The following is a 16,811-nucleotide window of genomic DNA, read 5'->3' on the forward strand; positions in this document are numbered from 1 at the left end:
GCGATCGACTCCTTCGGCATACGGGGAGCACGGCAAGGAAGGGGGTTACGAGACGCCGGAAGGGGCGGGGAGCACCGGCCGCAGGGGTTGCCTGCACGGGGCCCGGCTCACGACCGCCATTCGCTGGATCGAGCGAGACGTTCGGCTCCTACAAAACTAAGGGAGTGACCCGCGTCTGTCTGCACAATTACTCGGACTTCCTACTATCTGAGACGGCGGACGGGACCAGCTCGACGGGGCGCTGGTCCGCGCGGCCTGATCACCGCGTCAGAGGACGTCCCCGTCCCGCCAGTCGAAGACCAGCTCCCCGCCCGGGTCGAGCGCGCCCCGCACGTACACGCCGCCTTCCTCCTCGGGCAGCCGGACGATCCCGTCCGGCGAGAGCGCGTGCACCTGCCCGGCCCAGCGCTGCCAGCCCCGGGAGGCATACAGCGGGGCGCCCTCGTCGCTCGCGGAGAGCGCGCCGAGGTCGTAGCCCCGGTCGGCCACCCGCTCCAGCTCGGCCATCACCCGCCCGCCGAGCCCGCTGCGCCGTACGTCGGCCCGTACGGCGACCCCCTCCACGTACCCGGTGCGCAGCCAGCGGCCCCGGTGCCGTACCCGTCGCATCACGACGGCCCCGTGAGCGGCGAGCCCGGCCCCGTCCCGGACGAGCGCGTGCATGCCGCCCAGCCCGTGCTCCCAGTCCGCGTCGGAGAGGTCCCCGTCGAAGGCGTCGTCCAACAGGGCGCGTACGGCGCGGAGTTCGGCCGTGTCCAGGTCGGCGGTGTGGACGAGACGCAGGGTCATGGCGCCAGTATCGCGCGCCGGAAGCCTTCCGGGTCCTCCACCCACGGCTGGTGCCCGGCGGCCGGCAGGACCACCCGGCGGGCGCGGGGCAGCAGCGCGGCGAGGGAGTCGACGGCGGTGCGGGGGCGGATGTCCCGGGCGCCGTCCACGATCAGCGCGGCGAGGGAGTTGACGGCGGTGCGGGGGCGGATGTCCCGGGCGCCGTCCACGATCAGCACGGGCACGTCCAGGCGGGCGCAGGCGGCCCGCAGCCCGGGCGTGCCCCAGCTCCGCTTCCGTTCCTCGTCGAGGGCCTTGTTGCAGGCATGGTTGATCCCGAACCAGGGCTCCGCCATGCGCCGAGCGTGCTCCAGCGCGCGCTCCCGGTCCTCGAACTCCACCGACCACCGCAGCACGGCCCGCTCCCGCTCCTCGCTCTCGGTGCGCTCCGGCAGGCCGTCCAGCTCCCGCCATCGGGCGAGCCGTTCGGGACCACAGCCCCGGACCACCGTGGCACAGCACCAGCGGGTCTCCCCCGCCGCCCGTCCGCGCCGTCCACAGCCGCACTCCGTCGTCGGCCGTCACCGCCTCCCCGGCGGGCACCGGGACGCCGGCCGGTACTCCTTCGCCGGCTGCCTTCGTCATGCGCCCAGTGTGCGGGGGGACGGCCGCCGGGCGCATGGGAACGGCCCGGGGAGCCCGCTCGGTGGCGGGCTTCCCGGGCCGTGCTCGTGGGGCTGGTCAGCCCATGTGCGGGTAGGTGTAGTCGGTCGGCGGGACCAGGGTCTCCTTGATGGCGCGGGTCAGCGTCCAGCGCAGGAGGTTCTGGGGGGCGCCGGCCTTGTCGTTGGTGCCGGAGGCACGGCCGCCGCCGAAGGGCTGCTGGCCGACGACGGCACCGGTCGACTTGTCGTTGATGTAGAAGTTGCCCGCGGCGAAGCGGAGCTTCTCCATCGTGTACGCCGCCGCCGCGCGGTCGCCCGAGATGACCGAGCCGGTGAGGGCGTAGTCCGACACCGACTCCATCTGGGTCAGCATCTCGTCGTACTTGTCGTCCTCGTAGACGTACACCGCGAGGATCGGGCCGAAGTACTCGGTGGTGAACACCTCGTTCTCCGGGTCGGTGCACTCGATGACGGTCGGGCGGACGAAGTAGCCGACCGAGTCGTCGTAGCTGCCGCCCGCGACGATCGTGCAGGACGGGTCCGCCTTGGCGCGGTCGATCGCGGCCTTGTTCTTGGCGAAGGCACGCTCGTCGATCACGGCGCCGATGAAGTTCGACAGGTCGGTCACGTCACCCATGGTCAGGTAGTCGACCTCGGCCGCGAACTCCTCCTTGAAGCCCGAGTTCCAGATGGAGGCCGGGATGTAGGCGCGGGACGTGGCGCTGCACTTCTGGCCCTGGTACTCGAAGGCGCCCCGGGTGAGGGCCGTCTTCAGGACCGCGCGGTCGGCCGACGGGTGCGCGACGAGGAAGTCCTTGCCGCCGGTCTCGCCGACCAGCCGCGGGTAGGAGCGGTACTTCTCGATGTTGTTGCCGACCGTCTTCCACAGGTACTGGAAGGTCTTGGTCGAGCCGGTGAAGTGGATGCCCGCGAGGTCCCGGTGCTCCAGGGCGACCTTGGAGACCTCGATGCCGTCGCCGGTGACGAGGTTGATGACGCCCTTGGGCAGGCCCGCCTCCTCCAGCAGCCGCATGAGGAGCACGGCCGCGTGGGTCTGCGTCGGGGACGGCTTCCAGACCACCACGTTGCCCATCAGGGCGGGGGCGGTGGGCAGGTTGCCCGCGATGGCCGAGAAGTTGAACGGCGTGATCGCGTAGACGAAGCCCTCCAGCGGGCGGTGGTCGAGGCGGTTCCACACGCCCGGGGAGTTCGCCGGGGGCTGCTCGGCCAGGATCTGGCGGGCGTAGTGGACGTTGAAGCGCCAGAAGTCGACCAGCTCGCAGGGGGTGTCGATCTCGGCCTGCTGGGCGGTCTTGGACTGGCCCAGCATGGTGGAGGCGGCGATCGTCTCGCGCCACGGGCCGGCCAGCAGCTCGGCGGCGCGCAGGATGATCGCGGCGCGGTCGTCGAAGGACATCGCGCGCCAGGCGGGCGCGGCGGCCAGGGCCGCGTCGATGGCGTCCCGCGCGTCCTGCTGGGTGGCGTGGCGGCCGGTGCCGATGACCGCCTTGTGGTTGTGCGGCTGCACGACCTCGAACGGCTCGCCGCCACCCAGCCGCTTCTCCCCGCCGATGGTCATCGGCAGCTCGATCGGGTTCTCGGCCAGCTCCTTGAGCCTGGCCTCCAGCCGGGCGCGCTCGGGCGAGCCGGGGGCGTAGCCGTGCACCGGCTCGTTGACGGGGGTGGGGACCTGGGTCACAGCGTCCATGAGATCCGTAACTCCTTGTACGTGAGCGGGTGTTCGGGCTCAGCCCTTGCTGACCATGGAACGGAGGAAGAACCGGAGGTTGGCCGGCTTCTCCGCCAGGCGGCGCATGAAGTAGCCGTACCAGTCGGTGCCGTAGGCGGTGTAGACGCGCATGCGGTGGCCCTCGGCGGCCAGCCGCAGGTGCTCCTCGCCGCGGATGCCGTACAGCATCTGGAACTCGTACTCGTCGAGCTTACGGCCGGCCTTGTGGGCCAGTTCCTGGGCGATGGCGATCAGACGCGGGTCGTGCGACCCGATCATCGGGTAGCCCTCGCCCTCCATCAGCGTCTTCAGGATGCGCACGTAGGCCTTGTCGATCTCGTGCTTCTGCTGGTAGGCGACCTCGGCGGGCTCCTTGTAGGCGCCCTTGACCAGGCGGACGCGGCTGCCGTTCGCGGCGAGGCGGCGGGCGTCGGCCTCGGTGCGGAAGAGGTAGGCCTGGATGACGCAGCCGGTCTGCGGGAAGTCCTTCCGCAGCTCCTCGTGGATGGCGAACATCGAGTCGAGGGTGGTGTGGTCCTCGGCGTCGAGCGTGACCGTCGTACCGATGGCGGCGGCGGCCTCGACGACGGGCCGGACGTTCGCGAGCGCCAGTTCGTGCCCGTCGTCCAGCGCTTGGCCGAACATGGACAGCTTGACGGACATCTCCACGCGCTCGCCCAGCCCCAGGTCCTTGAGGTGGCCGATCAGCTCCAGGTAGGCGTCCCGGGCGGCGGTGGCCTGCTCGGGGGTGGTGATGTCCTCGCCGACGACGTCCATCGTCAGCTCCAGGCCCTTGGCCGTCAGGTCCTTGATGATCGGGACGATGTCGGCCACGGTCTCGCCGGGGATGAAGCGGTCGACGACCTGCCTGGTCACCGGTGCCGCCGAGATCAGGCGTCGCATCCGGTCGCTGCGCGACGCGGCGAGAATCACGGGACCCAGCACGGGGCACCTCCACAGACAAGCACCGAATACGGCCGTCACCCGACGATTCGGGTACGGCACGGAGAACCACCGTGAAACCTAAGGATCTCTCCGATCGTCGGCCATCGACAGCTGTCACGCATCCGTGCCCGGGATCTCAGACAGATGTATGAAGGCGGCCGGGAAATGGGGGAGAATGCCCGAGTGGCGGCTGAATTCAAGGCGGACTACCAGGAGCTGGTGGACGAGATCTCCGAGTTGCTGGGGGTGCCCGCGACCCTGGAGAACCGCGACTTCGAGCTGATCGCCTTCGGCGCCTACGACAGCGAGGACGAGCTGGATCCGTCCGCGCTGGACCCGGTGCGCACCCGCTCGATCCTGACCCGGCGCTCCACGGCCGCGGTCCGCGCCTGGTTCGAGGGCTTCGGCATCACGCGCGCGACCGAGCCGGTCCGCATCCCGCCGAGCCCGGAGGCCGGTGTCTACCGCGGCCGGATCTGTCTGCCGGTGCGTCATCGGGGCGTCGTCCTCGGCTACGTCTGGCTGCTGGACAGCGATCCCGGGCCGACCGACGCGCAGCTGGCCGCCGCCCTGCGGGTAGCGGGCCGGATCGGCGCGCTGCTCGCGGACGAGGCGGAGGCCGGGGCGGGGCTGAGCCGGGAGCTGCGGGCGGTGCTCACCGCGGAACGCGGCTGGCAGCGGGACATGGCGGTGGCCGAACTGCGCACCGCGCTGGGGCCCCGCGCGGACGGCCCGCACACCCTGGTCTGTGTCGCGCCCTGGCCGTCGGCCGACCCGGAGGACGCCCCGGCCGCCCGTACGATCCCGCACGCCACGGCGCTGTGCACGCTACCGTGGGGCGTCTCGGGGCAGAGCCTCGCGCTGCTGGTGCGCCTGCGGACCACGGAGTCCAGCGCACCCGCGCTGGCGGCGGCCTCGCGGCTGCTGAAGGAGGCCGAGGGGGCCCGGGGGGCGTCGGGCGGCACGGCACGCGGGGCCGGGGCCCGGGTGGCGGCGGCGGTCGCGGCGGGCTTCACCGCCGGGGCCCGGGCCGCCGGGGTCACCGGCTGCGCGGCCGGGGTCGGCGAGCCCCGCACCGGCCTCACCGAGCTGGGCACGGTCTGGCAGGAGGCGTCGGCCGCCGCGCGGGCGGCGCTGGCCGAACCACGGTTCGGGCCGGTCGCGCAGTGGGCGCGGATCGGGGCGTACCGGCTGCTGACCGCGCTGCCGCCGGAGGCCGCGTACGACCGGGTGGTCGGCCCGCTCCTCTCCCCCGCCCACCGGGAGCTGGCCCGCACGGCGGAGGTCTACCTCGACTGCGCGGGCCAGGCCGGCCGCACGGCAGCCGAGCTGGGCATCCACCGCCAGACCCTCTACTACCGCCTGTCCCGCGTGGAACAGCTGACCGGCCTGGACCTGGACGACGGGGAGGACCGGCTGCTGCTGCACATGGCACTGAAACGGGCCAGGCTGTAGCCGGCCCGTCAGAAACCGCGGGAACGGGATCCTCAGCCGTCCGGTGAGCCCCTCAGTACCGCGCCCACCGCCGCGATGCCCTCCGCGATCCCCCGTTCGGTCACGTCACCGAAGCCGAGGACGAGTCGGGGCGGGTCGGTGGCCCGCGAGGTGCGCCAGGCACTCATGCCGTACAGGCCGACGCGGCGGGCGCGCGCCGCGTCGATCACTTTCTGTTCGTCCGCCCCGCCCGGCAGGTGGGCCACGGCGTGGAAGCCCGCGGCCAGGCCGGTCAGGCGCACCGCCGGTGCGTGCTCGGCGAGGGCGGCGCGCAGGGCCGTGCAGCGGGACCCGTACAGGGTGCGCATGCGGCGCAGATGGCGGTCGTAGCGGCCGGACTCGATCAGCCGGGCGAGGGCCAGCTGGTCGAGGGTGGGCGTGCCGCGGTCCGCGATCCGCTTCAGCTCGGTGACCTGTGCGGTGAGCGCGGGCGGGCTCAGCAGCCAGCCGATGCGCAGCGCGGGGGCCAGGGACTTGCTGACCGTCCCGATCGAGACGACACGGTCGGCGGCGAGGCCCTGGAGCGCACCGACCGGCTCCCCGTCGTAGCGGAACTCGGCGTCGTAGTCGTCCTCGATGACGTACGCGTCATGGCGCCGCGCCCAGCCGAGCAGCGCGTGCCGGCGTTCCGGGGCGAGGAGGACGCCGGTGGGCCACTGGTGGGCCGGGGTGACGATCACCGCGCGGGCACCGGTCGCCTCCAGGGCGGTGACGTCGATGCCGTGCGCGTCGACCGGGACAGGGACCGGGGTGAGGCCCGCCGCACGGATTGCGGTCATGGTGATGTCCCAGCTGACCGACCTGGCGATGAGCGGGGCGCCGGTGGAGCGGGCGGGCACCGCCTCCTCGCTCCTGGAGACCGGCACCGAGTTCGGCGGCGCGCTCGGCATGGCGGTCCTGGGCTCCGTCGGCACGGCGGTCTACCGCCACGCGATGCCGGCCACCGCCCCGGCCGAGGCCCGCGAGACCCTGGGCGGTGCGCTGGCCGACGCGGCCCGGCTGCCGGGCCGGAGCGGAGAGTCCCTGCTCGCGACGGCACGGGAGGCGTTCACCAGCGGCATGCAGGGGGCGGCCGTCGCGGGCGCGGTGACGCTGGCGCTGGCGTCGGCGGGCGCGGCGGTGACACTGCGGAGGATCGAGGTCGGGCGGAAGTAAGGGCGCAAGGGAAAACGCCGGACGGGCTGACTTCCGTCAGCCCGTCCGGCGTTCGAGGACGCAAGGCCGAGGCCGGGGCCCGGGGGCGGCAGCCCCCGGACGGCAGCCTCAGACCAGGTTCACCGAGCGGGCGGACGTCGCACCGATCTCCGCGGCGACCTCGGCCAGAACGCCGGAGGACACCGTGTCGTCGACGGTCAGCACGGCCAGCGCCTCGCCGCCCACCGCCGCGCGAGCGACCTGCATACCGGCGATGTTGATGCCCGCCTCGCCGAGGATGCGGCCGACGGTGCCGACGACACCCGGGCGGTCCTCGTAGCGCAGCACCACCATGTGGTCGGCGAGCGCGAGGTCGACGTCGTACTCGCCGACCGCGACGATCTTCTGGACGTGCTTCGGGCCGGCCAGCGTGCCGGAGACCGACACCTCCTCGCCGGTGCCCAGCGTGCCGCGCACGGTCACCACGTTGCGGTGGTCGGCGGACTCCGAACTGGTGGTGAGGCGGACCTCGACACCGCGCTCCTGCGCGAACAGCGGCGCGTTGACGTAGGACACGGTCTCGTCGACGACGTCCTCGAAGACGCCCTTGAGCGCGGACAGCTCCAGCACCTTCACGTCGTGCTGGGTGATCTCGCCGTAGACCTCGACGTCGAGGCGGACCGCGACCTCACCGGCGAGCGCGGTGAAGATGCGGCCGAGGCGCTCGGCGAGCGGCAGGCCCGGCTTGACGTCCTCGGCGATGACACCGCCCTGGACGTTGACGGCGTCCGGCACCAGCTCACCGGCGAGGGCGAGGCGGACGGACTTGGCGACGGCGATACCGGCCTTCTCCTGCGCCTCGTCCGTCGACGCGCCCAGGTGCGGGGTGCAGACGACCTGGTCCAGCTCGAAGAGCGGGGAGTCGGTGCAGGGCTCCTTGGCGTACACGTCGAGGCCGGCGCCGGCGACCCGGCCCTCCTTCAGCGCCGCGTACAGCGCCGCCTCGTCCACGATGCCGCCGCGCGCGGCGTTGACGACGCGCACGCTGGGCTTGACCTTGCGCAGCGCCTCGTCGCCGATGAGGCCGAGCGTCTCGGGGGTCTTGGGCAGGTGGACGGTGATGAAGTCGGAGACCTCCAGCAGCTCGTCCAGGGAGAGCACCTTGACGCCCATCTGCGCGGCCCGCGCGGGCTGCACGTAGGGGTCGTAGGCGACGACCTTCATGCCGAAGGCGGACATGCGCTGCGCGACGAGGGCACCGATGCGGCCCAGGCCCACGACGCCCAGCGTCTTCTCGGCCAGCTCGACACCCGTGTACTTGCTGCGCTTCCACTCGCCGTTCTTCAGCGCGGCGTTGGCCTGCGGGATGTTGCGGGCGGTGGAGATGATGAGACCGCAGGCCAGCTCGGCGGCGGTCACGATGTTGGAGGTCGGGGCGTTGACGACCATCACGCCGGCCTTGGTGGCGGCGGAGACGTCGACGTTGTCCAGGCCGACGCCGGCCCGGGCGACGACCTTGAGCTTCTTCGCGGCGGCGATGGCCTCGGCGTCGACCTTGGTGGCCGAGCGGATCAGGATCGCGTCCACGTCGGCGATGGCCGGGAGCAGCTCGGAGCGGTCCGCTCCGTTGCAGTGCCGGATGTCGAAGTCCGGACCGAGTGCGTCGACGGTGGCAGGCGACAGCTCTTCAGCGATGAGTACGACGGGTTTCGAGCTCACGTGAGTCCTCACATGTGCGATGCGGACGGCCGTCCCGACGGCCGCAGGCGGAGGAGGGGGGCTAGCCGCGGAAGACGCACGACGCTGTGGGCCTGACGCGTGTTGTGCAGAAGTGTAGTGGCGCGGCGGGCGTCGGATTACGCCTCCGCGGAAGGATCACCCGTCCGGGGCTGGACGGGGTGGACAACAGGGGCCGGAGCAGTCCGCCCCGGCCCCTGTCAGCAGGCTACGCCTCCTCGTTCACCCAGCTCATCAGCTTGCGCAGCTGCTTGCCGGTGGTCTCCAGCAGGTGCTCGGAGTCCTGCTTCTTGTACTCGTTGTACTTCTTCAGGCCGCCGTGGTACTCGTCCATCCAGTTCCGGGCGAAGGAGCCGTCCTGGATCTCCGCGAGGACCTTCTTCATCTCGGCCTTGGTGGCGTCTGTGATGATGCGCGGACCGGTGACGTAGTCGCCCCACTCGGCGGTCTCCGAGATCGACCAGCGCATCTTCTCCAGGCCGCCCTCGTACATGAGGTCCACGATCAGCTTCAGCTCGTGCAGGCACTCGAAGTACGCGATCTCCGGCTGGTAACCGGCCTCGGTCAGCGTCTCGAAGCCCGCCTTGACCAGCGCGGCGGTACCACCGCACAGCACGGCCTGCTCGCCGAAGAGGTCGGTCTCGGTCTCCTCGGTGAAGGTGGTCTTGATGACGCCGGCACGGGTGCCGCCGATGCCCTTGGCGTACGACAGGGCCAGCGCGAAGGCGCCTGCGGAGGCGTCCTGCTCCACGGCCACGATGCACGGCACGCCGCGGCCCTCCTCGTACTGACGGCGCACCAGGTGGCCCGGGCCCTTCGGGGCGACCATGCAGACGTCCACGCCCGCCGGGGGCTTGATGAAGCCGAAGCGGATGTTGAAGCCGTGGCCGAAGAACAGCGCGTCGCCGTCCTTCAGGTTCGGGGCGATGGACTCCTCGTACACCTGGGCCTGGATCGGGTCCGGGACCAGGATCATGATGACGTCGGCCTCGGCGGCGGCCTCGGCCGGAGTCACCACACGCAGGCCCTGCTCCTCGGCCTTGGCCTTGGACTTCGACCCCTCGTGCAGACCGACACGCACGTCCACACCGGAGTCACGCAGCGACAGGGCATGGGCGTGGCCCTGGCTGCCGTAGCCGATGACCGCGACCTTGCGGCCCTGGATGATGGACAGGTCGGCGTCGGCGTCGTAGAACAGCTCGGCCACTTTGGGTTCTCTCCTTGTGTGCAGGTGGTGCGTCCCACCGTATGACGGCGGGCGGGAACGAAGTTCGGGGGTCTCGGCATACGGGCGGCCGTTGATCGCCGGCCGCCCGTTCTCAGTCTTACGCCGTCCGGTCGAGAGCGCGCAGGGAGCGGTCCGTGATCGAACGGGCGCCACGGCCGATCGCGATCGTGCCGGACTGGACCAGCTCCTTGATGCCGTACGGCTCCAGCATCTTGAGCATGGCGGACAGCTTCTCGCTGGAACCGGTGGCCTCGATGGTCACGGCCTCCGGGGAGACGTCGACGGTCTTGGCACGGAACAGCTGGACGATCTCCACGATCTGGGAGCGGGTCTCGTTGTCGGCGCGGACCTTCACCAGAACGAGTTCGCGCTGCACGGCCTGACCGGGCTCCAGCTCCACGATCTTCAGCACGTTGACGAGCTTGTTGAGCTGCTTGGTCACCTGCTCCAGCGGCAGGTCCTCGACGCCCACCACGATGGTGATGCGGGAGATGTCGGGGTGTTCGGTGACGCCGACCGCGAGCGAGTCGATGTTGAATCCGCGCCGGGAGAACAGGGCGGCGATGCGGGCGAGGATGCCCGGCGTGTTCTCCACCAGGACGGAGAGCGTGTGCTTGGACATGTCTTCTTGCTCTTCCTCGCTCAGTCGTCTTCGTTGTCGCCGAAGTCGGGGCGGACGTCCCGGGCGGCCATGATCTCGTCGTTGGAGGTGCCGGCGGCGACCATCGGCCAGACCATCGCGTCCTCGTGGACGATGAAGTCCACGACGACCGGGCGGTCGTTGATGGAGTTGGCCTCCGCGATGACCTTGTCCAGGTCCTCCGGGCGCTCGCAGCGCAGGCCCACGCAGCCCATCGCCTCGGACAGCTTCACGAAGTCCGGCACGCGCGTGCCCTTGGCCTCCGGGTTGATGTCCTCGGGGCCGCTGTGCAGCACGGTGTTGGAGTAGCGCTGGTTGTAGAAGAGGGTCTGCCACTGGCGGACCATCCCGAGGGCGCCGTTGTTGATGATGGCGACCTTGATCGGGATGTTGTTCAGGGCGCAGGTGGTCAGCTCCTGATTGGTCATCTGGAAGCAGCCGTCGCCGTCGATCGCCCAGACGGTACGGCCCGGCTGCCCGGCCTTGGCGCCCATCGCGGCCGGGACCGCGTAGCCCATCGTCCCGGCGCCGCCGGAGTTCAGCCAGGTGGCGGGCGTGTCGTACTGGATGAAGTGCGCGGCCCACATCTGGTGCTGGCCGACGCCCGCCGCGAAGATCGTGCCCTCGGGGGCGAGCTGCCCGATGCGCTCGATGACCGCTTGCGGGGAGAGCGAGCCGTCCTCGGGCTGGTCGTAGCCGAGCGGGTAGGTCTCGCGCCACCGGTTCAGGTCGCTCCACCAGGCGGTGTAGTCGCCCTGGGCGCCCTCGCTGTGCTCCTTCTGGACGGCCTGGACCAGATCGGCGATGACCTCGCGGGCGTCACCGACGATCGGCACGTCGGCGGCGCGGTTCTTGCCGATCTCGGCCGGGTCGATGTCCGCGTGGACGATCTTGGCGTAGGGGGCGAAGCTGTCCAGCTTGCCGGTGACGCGGTCGTCGAAGCGGGCACCGAGGGCCACGATCAGATCGGCCTTCTGCAGCGCGGTGACGGCGGCGACGCTGCCGTGCATGCCGGGCATGCCCAGGTGCAGCGGGTGGCTGTCGGGGAACGCGCCGAGCGCCATCAGGGTGGTGGTGACCGGGGCGCCGGTCAGCTCGGCGAGGACCTTCAGCTCGGCGGTGGCGTGGGCCTTGAGGACGCCGCCGCCGACGTACAGGACCGGCCGCCGGGCGGCGGTGATCAGCTTGGCGGCCTCGCGGATCTGCTTGGCGTGCGGCTTGGTCACCGGACGGTAGCCGGGCAGGTCCATGACGGGCGGCCAGGCGAAGGTGGTCTTCGCCTGGAGGGCGTCCTTGGCGATGTCGACCAGGACCGGGCCGGGGCGGCCGGTGGAGGCGATGTGGAACGCCTGCGCGATCACCCGGGGGATGTCCTCGGCCTTGGTGACCAGGAAGTTGTGCTTGGTGATCGGCATCGTGATGCCGACGATGTCCGCCTCCTGGAAGGCGTCCGTGCCGATCGCCTTGGACGCGACCTGGCCGGTGATCGCGACCAGCGGCACTGAGTCCATGTGGGCGTCGGCGATCGGCGTCACCAGGTTCGTCGCGCCCGGGCCGGAGGTCGCCATGCAGACGCCGACCTTGCCGGTGGCCTGCGCGTAACCGGTGGCCGCGTGGCCCGCGCCCTGCTCGTGCCGGACCAGGACGTGCCGCACCCGGGTGGAGTCCATCAAGGGGTCGTACGCCGGCAGGATCGCGCCGCCCGGAATGCCGAATACCGTGTCCGCGCCGACCTCCTCGAGGGAGCGGATGAGGGACTGCGCACCCGTGACGTGCTCGACGGGGGCGGACTGCTGTCCTCCGGAACGGGGCCGCGGCTGCGGATGGTGGGCCCCGGTGGCCTGCTCGGTCATCGGCATTCTCTTCTCGATGCTGAGGGTTTTTGCGAGGTTCGGGCGGATTTGGAGCGCTGCACGAAAGGCGCTCGTGCAACAAAAAACCCCTCGTGCCGCAAGGCAAGCGAGGGGAGCGCGCCGGTGAGGTCGCTGGGGTTTCCGGATCGTCCTCCGGTATGTCCCAGCTCAGCCGACGCGCTGTCCAAGTACGAGAATTCGGGTGCGCATGGCACTGACCCTCCCCCCGGCACGCACCACGTGTCAAGTGGGTGGGACGGGAGTCTCAGAATGTGAGCGAAGGGCACTGCCGCCTCCGAAGACAGCCGGAACACCCCCTGTGTACACCCTCTCCGGCTCCCGCGCGCTGCCCGCGAAGGCCGGTTCGGCCGGAGCGTGCGGCACCGGGTAGTGGCCGGATCCGAGCGCCCGGCGCAGCCGGTACTCGTCCAGCGGACCGGCGAACGCCATGCCCTGCCCATGGGTGCAGCCCATCGCGCGCAACGCGACCACCTGCTCGGGCAGGTCCACTCCCTCGGCGACCGACTGGAGTCCCAGATCGCCGGCGATCCGCAGCAGCCCGCTGGTGATCTTGTGCAGCCGCGCGGACTCGACCACGCCCTCGACCAGGCCGCGGTCGAGCTTGAGGATGTCCACGGGCAGCCTCCTGAGGGCCGTGATGGCCGCGTAGCCGCTGCCGAAGCCGTCCAGCGCGATCCGCACCCCGAGCCGGCTCAGCGCGGTCAGCCGCCGCTCCAGCTCGTCCAGGGAGACACGGGGATCGGTGTCGGACAGCTCGATGACCAGCGCCCCGGGCGGCAGCCCGTGCCGGGTCAGCAGCGCCTCCACCGAGCCCAGCGGCATCGAGCGGTCCAGCAGCCGCCGGGCGCTCATCCGGACCGCCACGGGGACGACGACGCCGGTCGCCGCACGCTCGGCCGCCTGCTCCACGGCCTCCCGCAGGATCCAGCGGTCCAGCTCGGCGGTCTTGTCGCCGTCCTCGGCCATCCGCAGGAACTCGGCCGGTGTGAACAGCACCCCCTGCGAGGAGCGCCAGCGCGCCTGCGCGGAGACCGCCGTGATCCGGCCGTTCTGCAGGCACACCACCGGCTGGTGCAGCAGGGCGAACTCGCCGTCGTGCAGCGCGGCACGCAGCCGCGTGGCCAGCTCCGCCTTGCGGACGACGTCCTGCTGCATCTGCGGCTTGTACAGCTCGACCCGGCCCTTTCCGGCCGACTTGGCCCGGTACATCGCGAGGTCGGCGTTGCGCAGCAACTCGCCCGCGCCGAGGCCCGGTTCGGCGAAGGCGACGCCGATGGACGCGTTGACCCTGACGTCGTTGCCATCGATGGCGTACGGGTGGGAGAGGGTCACCCTGAGGCGGTCGGCGAGCTCCAGGATGTTCCGCTCCCGGGCGGCCCGGTCCCGGCTGCCGTCCCCGACGATCAGGGCCGCGAACTCGTCGCCGCCCAGCCGGGACGCGGTGTCCCCCTGCCGGACCGCGTCCTGGAGTCTGCGGGCGGCCTGGACGAGCAGTTCGTCCCCGGCCTGGTGCCCGATCGTGTCGTTGACGGCCTTGAAGCCGTCCAGGTCGATGAAGAGCACCGCCGTACCCCGCAGGGCGGCGCCACGGTCGGTGGACCGGCGGCCGGACAGGGCCTGCTGCACCCGCTTGGTGAACAGCGCGCGGTTGGGCAGGTCGGTCAGCGGGTCGTGCTCGGCGTTGTGCTGCAACTGGGCCTGCAGCCGCACTCTCTCGGTCACGTCCCGGCTGTTGAAGATCAGCCCGCCCTGGTGCCGGTTGACGGTCGACTCGACGTTGAGCCAGCCGCCGTCGCCGGAGCGGAACCGGCACTCGATGCGCGTGGTGGGCTCCTCCAGCGGGCTGGCGGCGAGGAAACGGCGCACCTCGTGCACCACGCAGCCCAGGTCCTCCGGGTGGATGAGCCCGGCCAGCTCGGTGCCCACCAGCTCCTCGGCGGGTCTGCCGTACACCCCGGCGGCGGCCGGGGAGACGTACCGGAGGATGCCGTTGGGCGCGGCGATCATGATGACGTCGCTGGAGCCCTGCACCAGGGACCGGAAGTGGTTCTCCTTCTGTGCCAGTTCCTGGGTGAGGGTGATGTTGTCCAGCAGCATGATGCCCTGCCGGATGACGAGCGCCAGCACCACGGCGCCCGCGGTGATCAGCACCACGTGGTCGGGCCTGCGGCCGTTGAGGACGTTGTACAGGATGCCCAGGGTGCACACGGCGGCGGCGAGGTACGGCGTGAGGGCGGCGAGGGAGCCGGTGAGCGGCCGGCCGGACGGGTACCGGCTGTGCTCGCCGCCCGGCGCGGACAGGGGCGGCTGGTGGCCCGTGCTCCGCTGGCCCGGCACATGCTCGTGGACCACGCGCGTGTGCCCGTCCGCCGCGCGTGGCTCCTTCGCGCTCCGCCGCCGGGGCGCGGCCCAGGGGGCGTAGGCGAGCACCAGCGAACCGGCGAACCACCCCGCGTCCAGCAGCTGCCCGGAGCGGTAGCTGCTGTGCAGCAGCGGCGAGGTGAACAGGGCGTCGCACATCACGGTCAGCGCGAGCCCGCCGATCGCGGTGTTCACCGCCGTACGGTTGCCCGGGGCCCGGCGGAAGTGCAGCGCGAGGACCATGCTGACGAGCGCGATGTCGAGCAGCGGGTACGCCAGCGACAGCGCCGCGTGGGCCACGCTGGAGCCCTCGATCCTTGCCGCCTGGGCGAGCGCGAGGCTCCACGAGAGGGTGAGCAGCGAGCCGCCGATCAGCCAGGCGTCCAGGCCCAGGCAGATCCAGCCCGCCCGGGACACCGGCCGCTTGGCGAGCACCAGCAGGCCGACGATGGCGGGCGGGGCGAAGCACAGGAAGAACAGGTCGGCGTAGCTGGGGCTGGGCACGGGGCGCTCCAGCACGACCTCGTACCAGCCCCAGACCGCGTTGCCCAGCGCTGCCATGACCGAGGAGAGGGCGAACAGCAGCCAGGCCGAGCGGAAGCGCACGCGCCGGCTACGGGCGTACAGCAAGCAGGAGACGGCGGCGGTGCCCGCCGCCGCGCTCAGGCCGAAGTCGCCCATGATCAGAGCGATTTGACTCGTGCCCCAGCCGAACGCGGCTCCGACGGCGTAGGCCGCGCAGATCAGGGCGAGGACGAGTTGTTCCATCAGCCGGGTGTTGTCGCCGATGGCCGGCCGGCGGGGCGGCGGGGCCTCGTGCGGGTGCGGTGCGCGCGCCGCTCCGTCGAGGGTCGTCACGGAGGGCGGGGCGCTCACCGGGGCCTCCCGGTGAGCGCCGCTCCCGGGTCCCGACGGTCCCGGTGCGCTGGGTGCGCATGCCTGCGACGTCCGCTGTGCCTGCGCTGCTGGTGGCTGGTGTGGTGACCGCGCCTGCGCGCGGCCGTGCGCCAGGGTCGCCGCCGGCGGCTCCGCCGCGTCGGATCGTACGTCCATAGGCCGTGCATCGCCCGTCGCCCCCCTCACAAATCTGAAATGTCCATCCCCGGCGCCGTTGGTCAGCGGCGCAGCCCCTGTCGGGGACGATACACCAGGATCGTCACTCAGGGACATAGCGTCTCTACGCTCCGTGACGGACAGCGGGGATGCGAGTACGATCCGCGTCCGAAAGATTGCGGAGGGTGCCCGCAGCGGCCTAGCGCCCGCTTGCTCCCCTGGTTTCGGGTCCGGTCGTAAGGATCACGTTCCGCAGGGGCCGCCGGTTCACGAACCGGGTCAACTGGTCCGCGAGCAGCCTCTTGGCGCGGGGCAGGAAGGCCGACGAGGGCCCGCCGACATGCGGGCTGATCAGCACTCCGGGCGCCTGCCACAACGGGTGGCCCGGGGGCAGCGGCTCGGGGTCCGTGACGTCCAGGGCGGCGGTGATCCGGCCCCGCTCCAGCTCGGCGAGGAGCGCCTTGGTGTCCACGACGGGCCCGCGCGCGACGTTGACGAGCAGCGCGCCGTCCTTCATCCGGGCGAGGAAGCCGGCGTCGACGAGGCCCCGGGTCTCCTCCGTGAGCGGGGTGCAAAGGATCACGACATCCGCGTGCGGAAGCAGTGGAAGCACATCGGCGATCGGATGCACGGGACCGCGCGCGGTTGTGCGACCGGAGCGCGCAACGCGCGCCACCCGCGCGACCTCGAAGGGCACGAGCCGGTCCTCGATGGCGGCACCGATGGCCCCGTACCCGACGATCAGCACGCTCTTGTCGGCGAGGGCGGGGTGGAAACCGCCCACCCAGCGCTCCTGTTGCTGGGCGCGGACGAAGCCGGGGATGCCGCGCAGCGCGGCGAGGGTGAGGGTGAGCGCCAGCTCGGCCGTGCTCGTCTCGTGCACCCCGCGCGCGTTGCACAGCCGCACGTCCGGCGGGATCACCGACAGTTGCGCGGTGATGTCGTCGACGCCCGCGGTGAGCGTCTGGATGAGCCGCACGTTCGTCAGATGCTCCAGCGGGCCCACTCGGACCGACAGCCGCTTCATGTACGGCACCACGTACACGGCGCACTCCGCCGGATCGCCGGGATACGGCTGCGCGCCGTCCTCTCCCCCGTCCCAGAACAGGTACCGGGGCCCCTGGGGCAGCCCCTCGATCTCCTCGGGCGGAATGGGAAGCCACACGTCTGAACTCATGCCAGG

Annotated in this window: 12 protein-coding genes and 1 pseudogene; 2 read left to right on the forward strand and 11 right to left on the reverse strand. The window is 71.6% G+C overall.

Going from position 1 to position 16,811, the window contains the following annotated elements; translation table 11 throughout:
* Positions 1-267: 267 nt before the first annotated feature.
* From AB0L21_RS11015 to AB0L21_RS11030, 4 genes are all read right to left on the reverse strand, one after another.
* The gene (locus AB0L21_RS11015; protein ID WP_365783448.1) at positions 268-789 is read right to left on the reverse strand and encodes a GNAT family N-acetyltransferase; all 522 of its coding nucleotides are present in this window, start codon (positions 787-789) and stop codon (positions 268-270) included.
* The gene (locus AB0L21_RS11020; RefSeq protein ID WP_365783449.1) at positions 786-1,277 is read right to left on the reverse strand and encodes a hypothetical protein; all 492 of its coding nucleotides are present in this window, start codon (positions 1,275-1,277) and stop codon (positions 786-788) included. The genes AB0L21_RS11015 and AB0L21_RS11020 overlap by 4 nt, the downstream gene beginning before the upstream one ends.
* Before the next feature lie 232 nt (positions 1,278-1,509).
* Positions 1,510-3,141: an L-glutamate gamma-semialdehyde dehydrogenase gene (gene pruA, locus AB0L21_RS11025; protein ID WP_365703103.1), complete on the reverse strand. Its 1,632-nt coding sequence runs from the start codon at positions 3,139-3,141 to the stop codon at positions 1,510-1,512.
* A 39-nt stretch (positions 3,142-3,180) separates the two neighbouring features.
* Positions 3,181-4,107, reverse strand: coding sequence for a proline dehydrogenase family protein (locus AB0L21_RS11030; RefSeq protein ID WP_365703105.1), 927 nt, complete (start codon positions 4,105-4,107; stop codon positions 3,181-3,183).
* 144 nt (positions 4,108-4,251) lie between these two features.
* On the opposite strand from AB0L21_RS11030, the gene AB0L21_RS11035 reads away from it, so the two are divergent.
* Positions 4,252-5,562, forward strand: a complete 1,311-nt coding sequence (locus AB0L21_RS11035; protein ID WP_365783451.1) for a helix-turn-helix domain-containing protein — start codon at positions 4,252-4,254, stop codon at positions 5,560-5,562.
* A 32-nt stretch (positions 5,563-5,594) separates the two neighbouring features.
* Here the strand turns inward: AB0L21_RS11035 and AB0L21_RS11040 are convergent, their stop codons facing one another.
* The gene (locus AB0L21_RS11040) at positions 5,595-6,371 is read right to left on the reverse strand and encodes a PLP-dependent aminotransferase family protein (protein ID WP_365783516.1); all 777 of its coding nucleotides are present in this window, start codon (positions 6,369-6,371) and stop codon (positions 5,595-5,597) included.
* A 4-nt stretch (positions 6,372-6,375) separates the two neighbouring features.
* Here AB0L21_RS11040 and AB0L21_RS11045 point away from each other — a divergent pair.
* A pseudogene (locus AB0L21_RS11045) lies at positions 6,376-6,756 on the forward strand (MFS transporter); the annotation flags it as partial.
* A gap of 108 nt (positions 6,757-6,864) precedes the next feature.
* Here AB0L21_RS11045 and serA read toward each other — a convergent pair.
* From serA to AB0L21_RS11075, 6 genes are all read right to left on the reverse strand, one after another.
* The gene (serA, locus tag AB0L21_RS11050; protein WP_365703111.1) at positions 6,865-8,454 is read right to left on the reverse strand and encodes a phosphoglycerate dehydrogenase; all 1,590 of its coding nucleotides are present in this window, start codon (positions 8,452-8,454) and stop codon (positions 6,865-6,867) included.
* 226 nt (positions 8,455-8,680) lie between these two features.
* Complete coding sequence (ilvC, locus tag AB0L21_RS11055; RefSeq protein WP_365783453.1) at positions 8,681-9,679, reverse strand: ketol-acid reductoisomerase; 999 nt, start codon at positions 9,677-9,679, stop codon at positions 8,681-8,683.
* 118 nt (positions 9,680-9,797) lie between these two features.
* Entirely contained in the window at positions 9,798-10,322 is a 525-nt protein-coding gene (gene ilvN, locus AB0L21_RS11060; protein ID WP_030654216.1) for an acetolactate synthase small subunit, read from the reverse strand.
* Between the two features lie 20 nt (positions 10,323-10,342).
* Positions 10,343-12,193: an acetolactate synthase large subunit gene (locus AB0L21_RS11065; RefSeq protein ID WP_365707733.1), complete on the reverse strand. Its 1,851-nt coding sequence runs from the start codon at positions 12,191-12,193 to the stop codon at positions 10,343-10,345.
* 243 nt (positions 12,194-12,436) lie between these two features.
* Positions 12,437-15,451: an EAL domain-containing protein gene (locus tag AB0L21_RS11070; RefSeq protein WP_365707736.1), complete on the reverse strand. Its 3,015-nt coding sequence runs from the start codon at positions 15,449-15,451 to the stop codon at positions 12,437-12,439.
* Positions 15,452-15,827: 376 nt separating this feature from the next.
* On the reverse strand, positions 15,828-16,805 hold the full coding sequence (locus AB0L21_RS11075) for a 2-hydroxyacid dehydrogenase (RefSeq protein WP_365707738.1): 978 nt from the start codon (positions 16,803-16,805) through the stop codon (positions 15,828-15,830).
* Positions 16,806-16,811: the final 6 nt, after the last annotated feature.

The sequence above is a fragment of the Streptomyces sp. NPDC052721 genome, assembly GCF_040678315.1.
Lineage (GTDB): Bacteria > Actinomycetota > Actinomycetes > Streptomycetales > Streptomycetaceae > Streptomyces.

Coding starts and splice junctions, on each gene's coding strand:
- AB0L21_RS11015 (WP_365783448.1), bottom strand. CDS start 789: ATGACCCTGCGTCTCGTCCACACCGCCGACCTGGACACGGCCGAACTC.
- pruA (WP_365703103.1), bottom strand. CDS start 3,141: ATGGACGCTGTGACCCAGGTCCCCACCCCCGTCAACGAGCCGGTGCAC.
- AB0L21_RS11035 (WP_365783451.1), top strand. CDS start 4,252: ATGTATGAAGGCGGCCGGGAAATGGGGGAGAATGCCCGAGTGGCGGCT.
- ilvN (WP_030654216.1), bottom strand. CDS start 10,322: ATGTCCAAGCACACGCTCTCCGTCCTGGTGGAGAACACGCCGGGCATC.
- AB0L21_RS11065 (WP_365707733.1), bottom strand. CDS start 12,193: ATGACCGAGCAGGCCACCGGGGCCCACCATCCGCAGCCGCGGCCCCGT.
- AB0L21_RS11075 (WP_365707738.1), bottom strand. CDS start 16,805: ATGAGTTCAGACGTGTGGCTTCCCATTCCGCCCGAGGAGATCGAGGGG.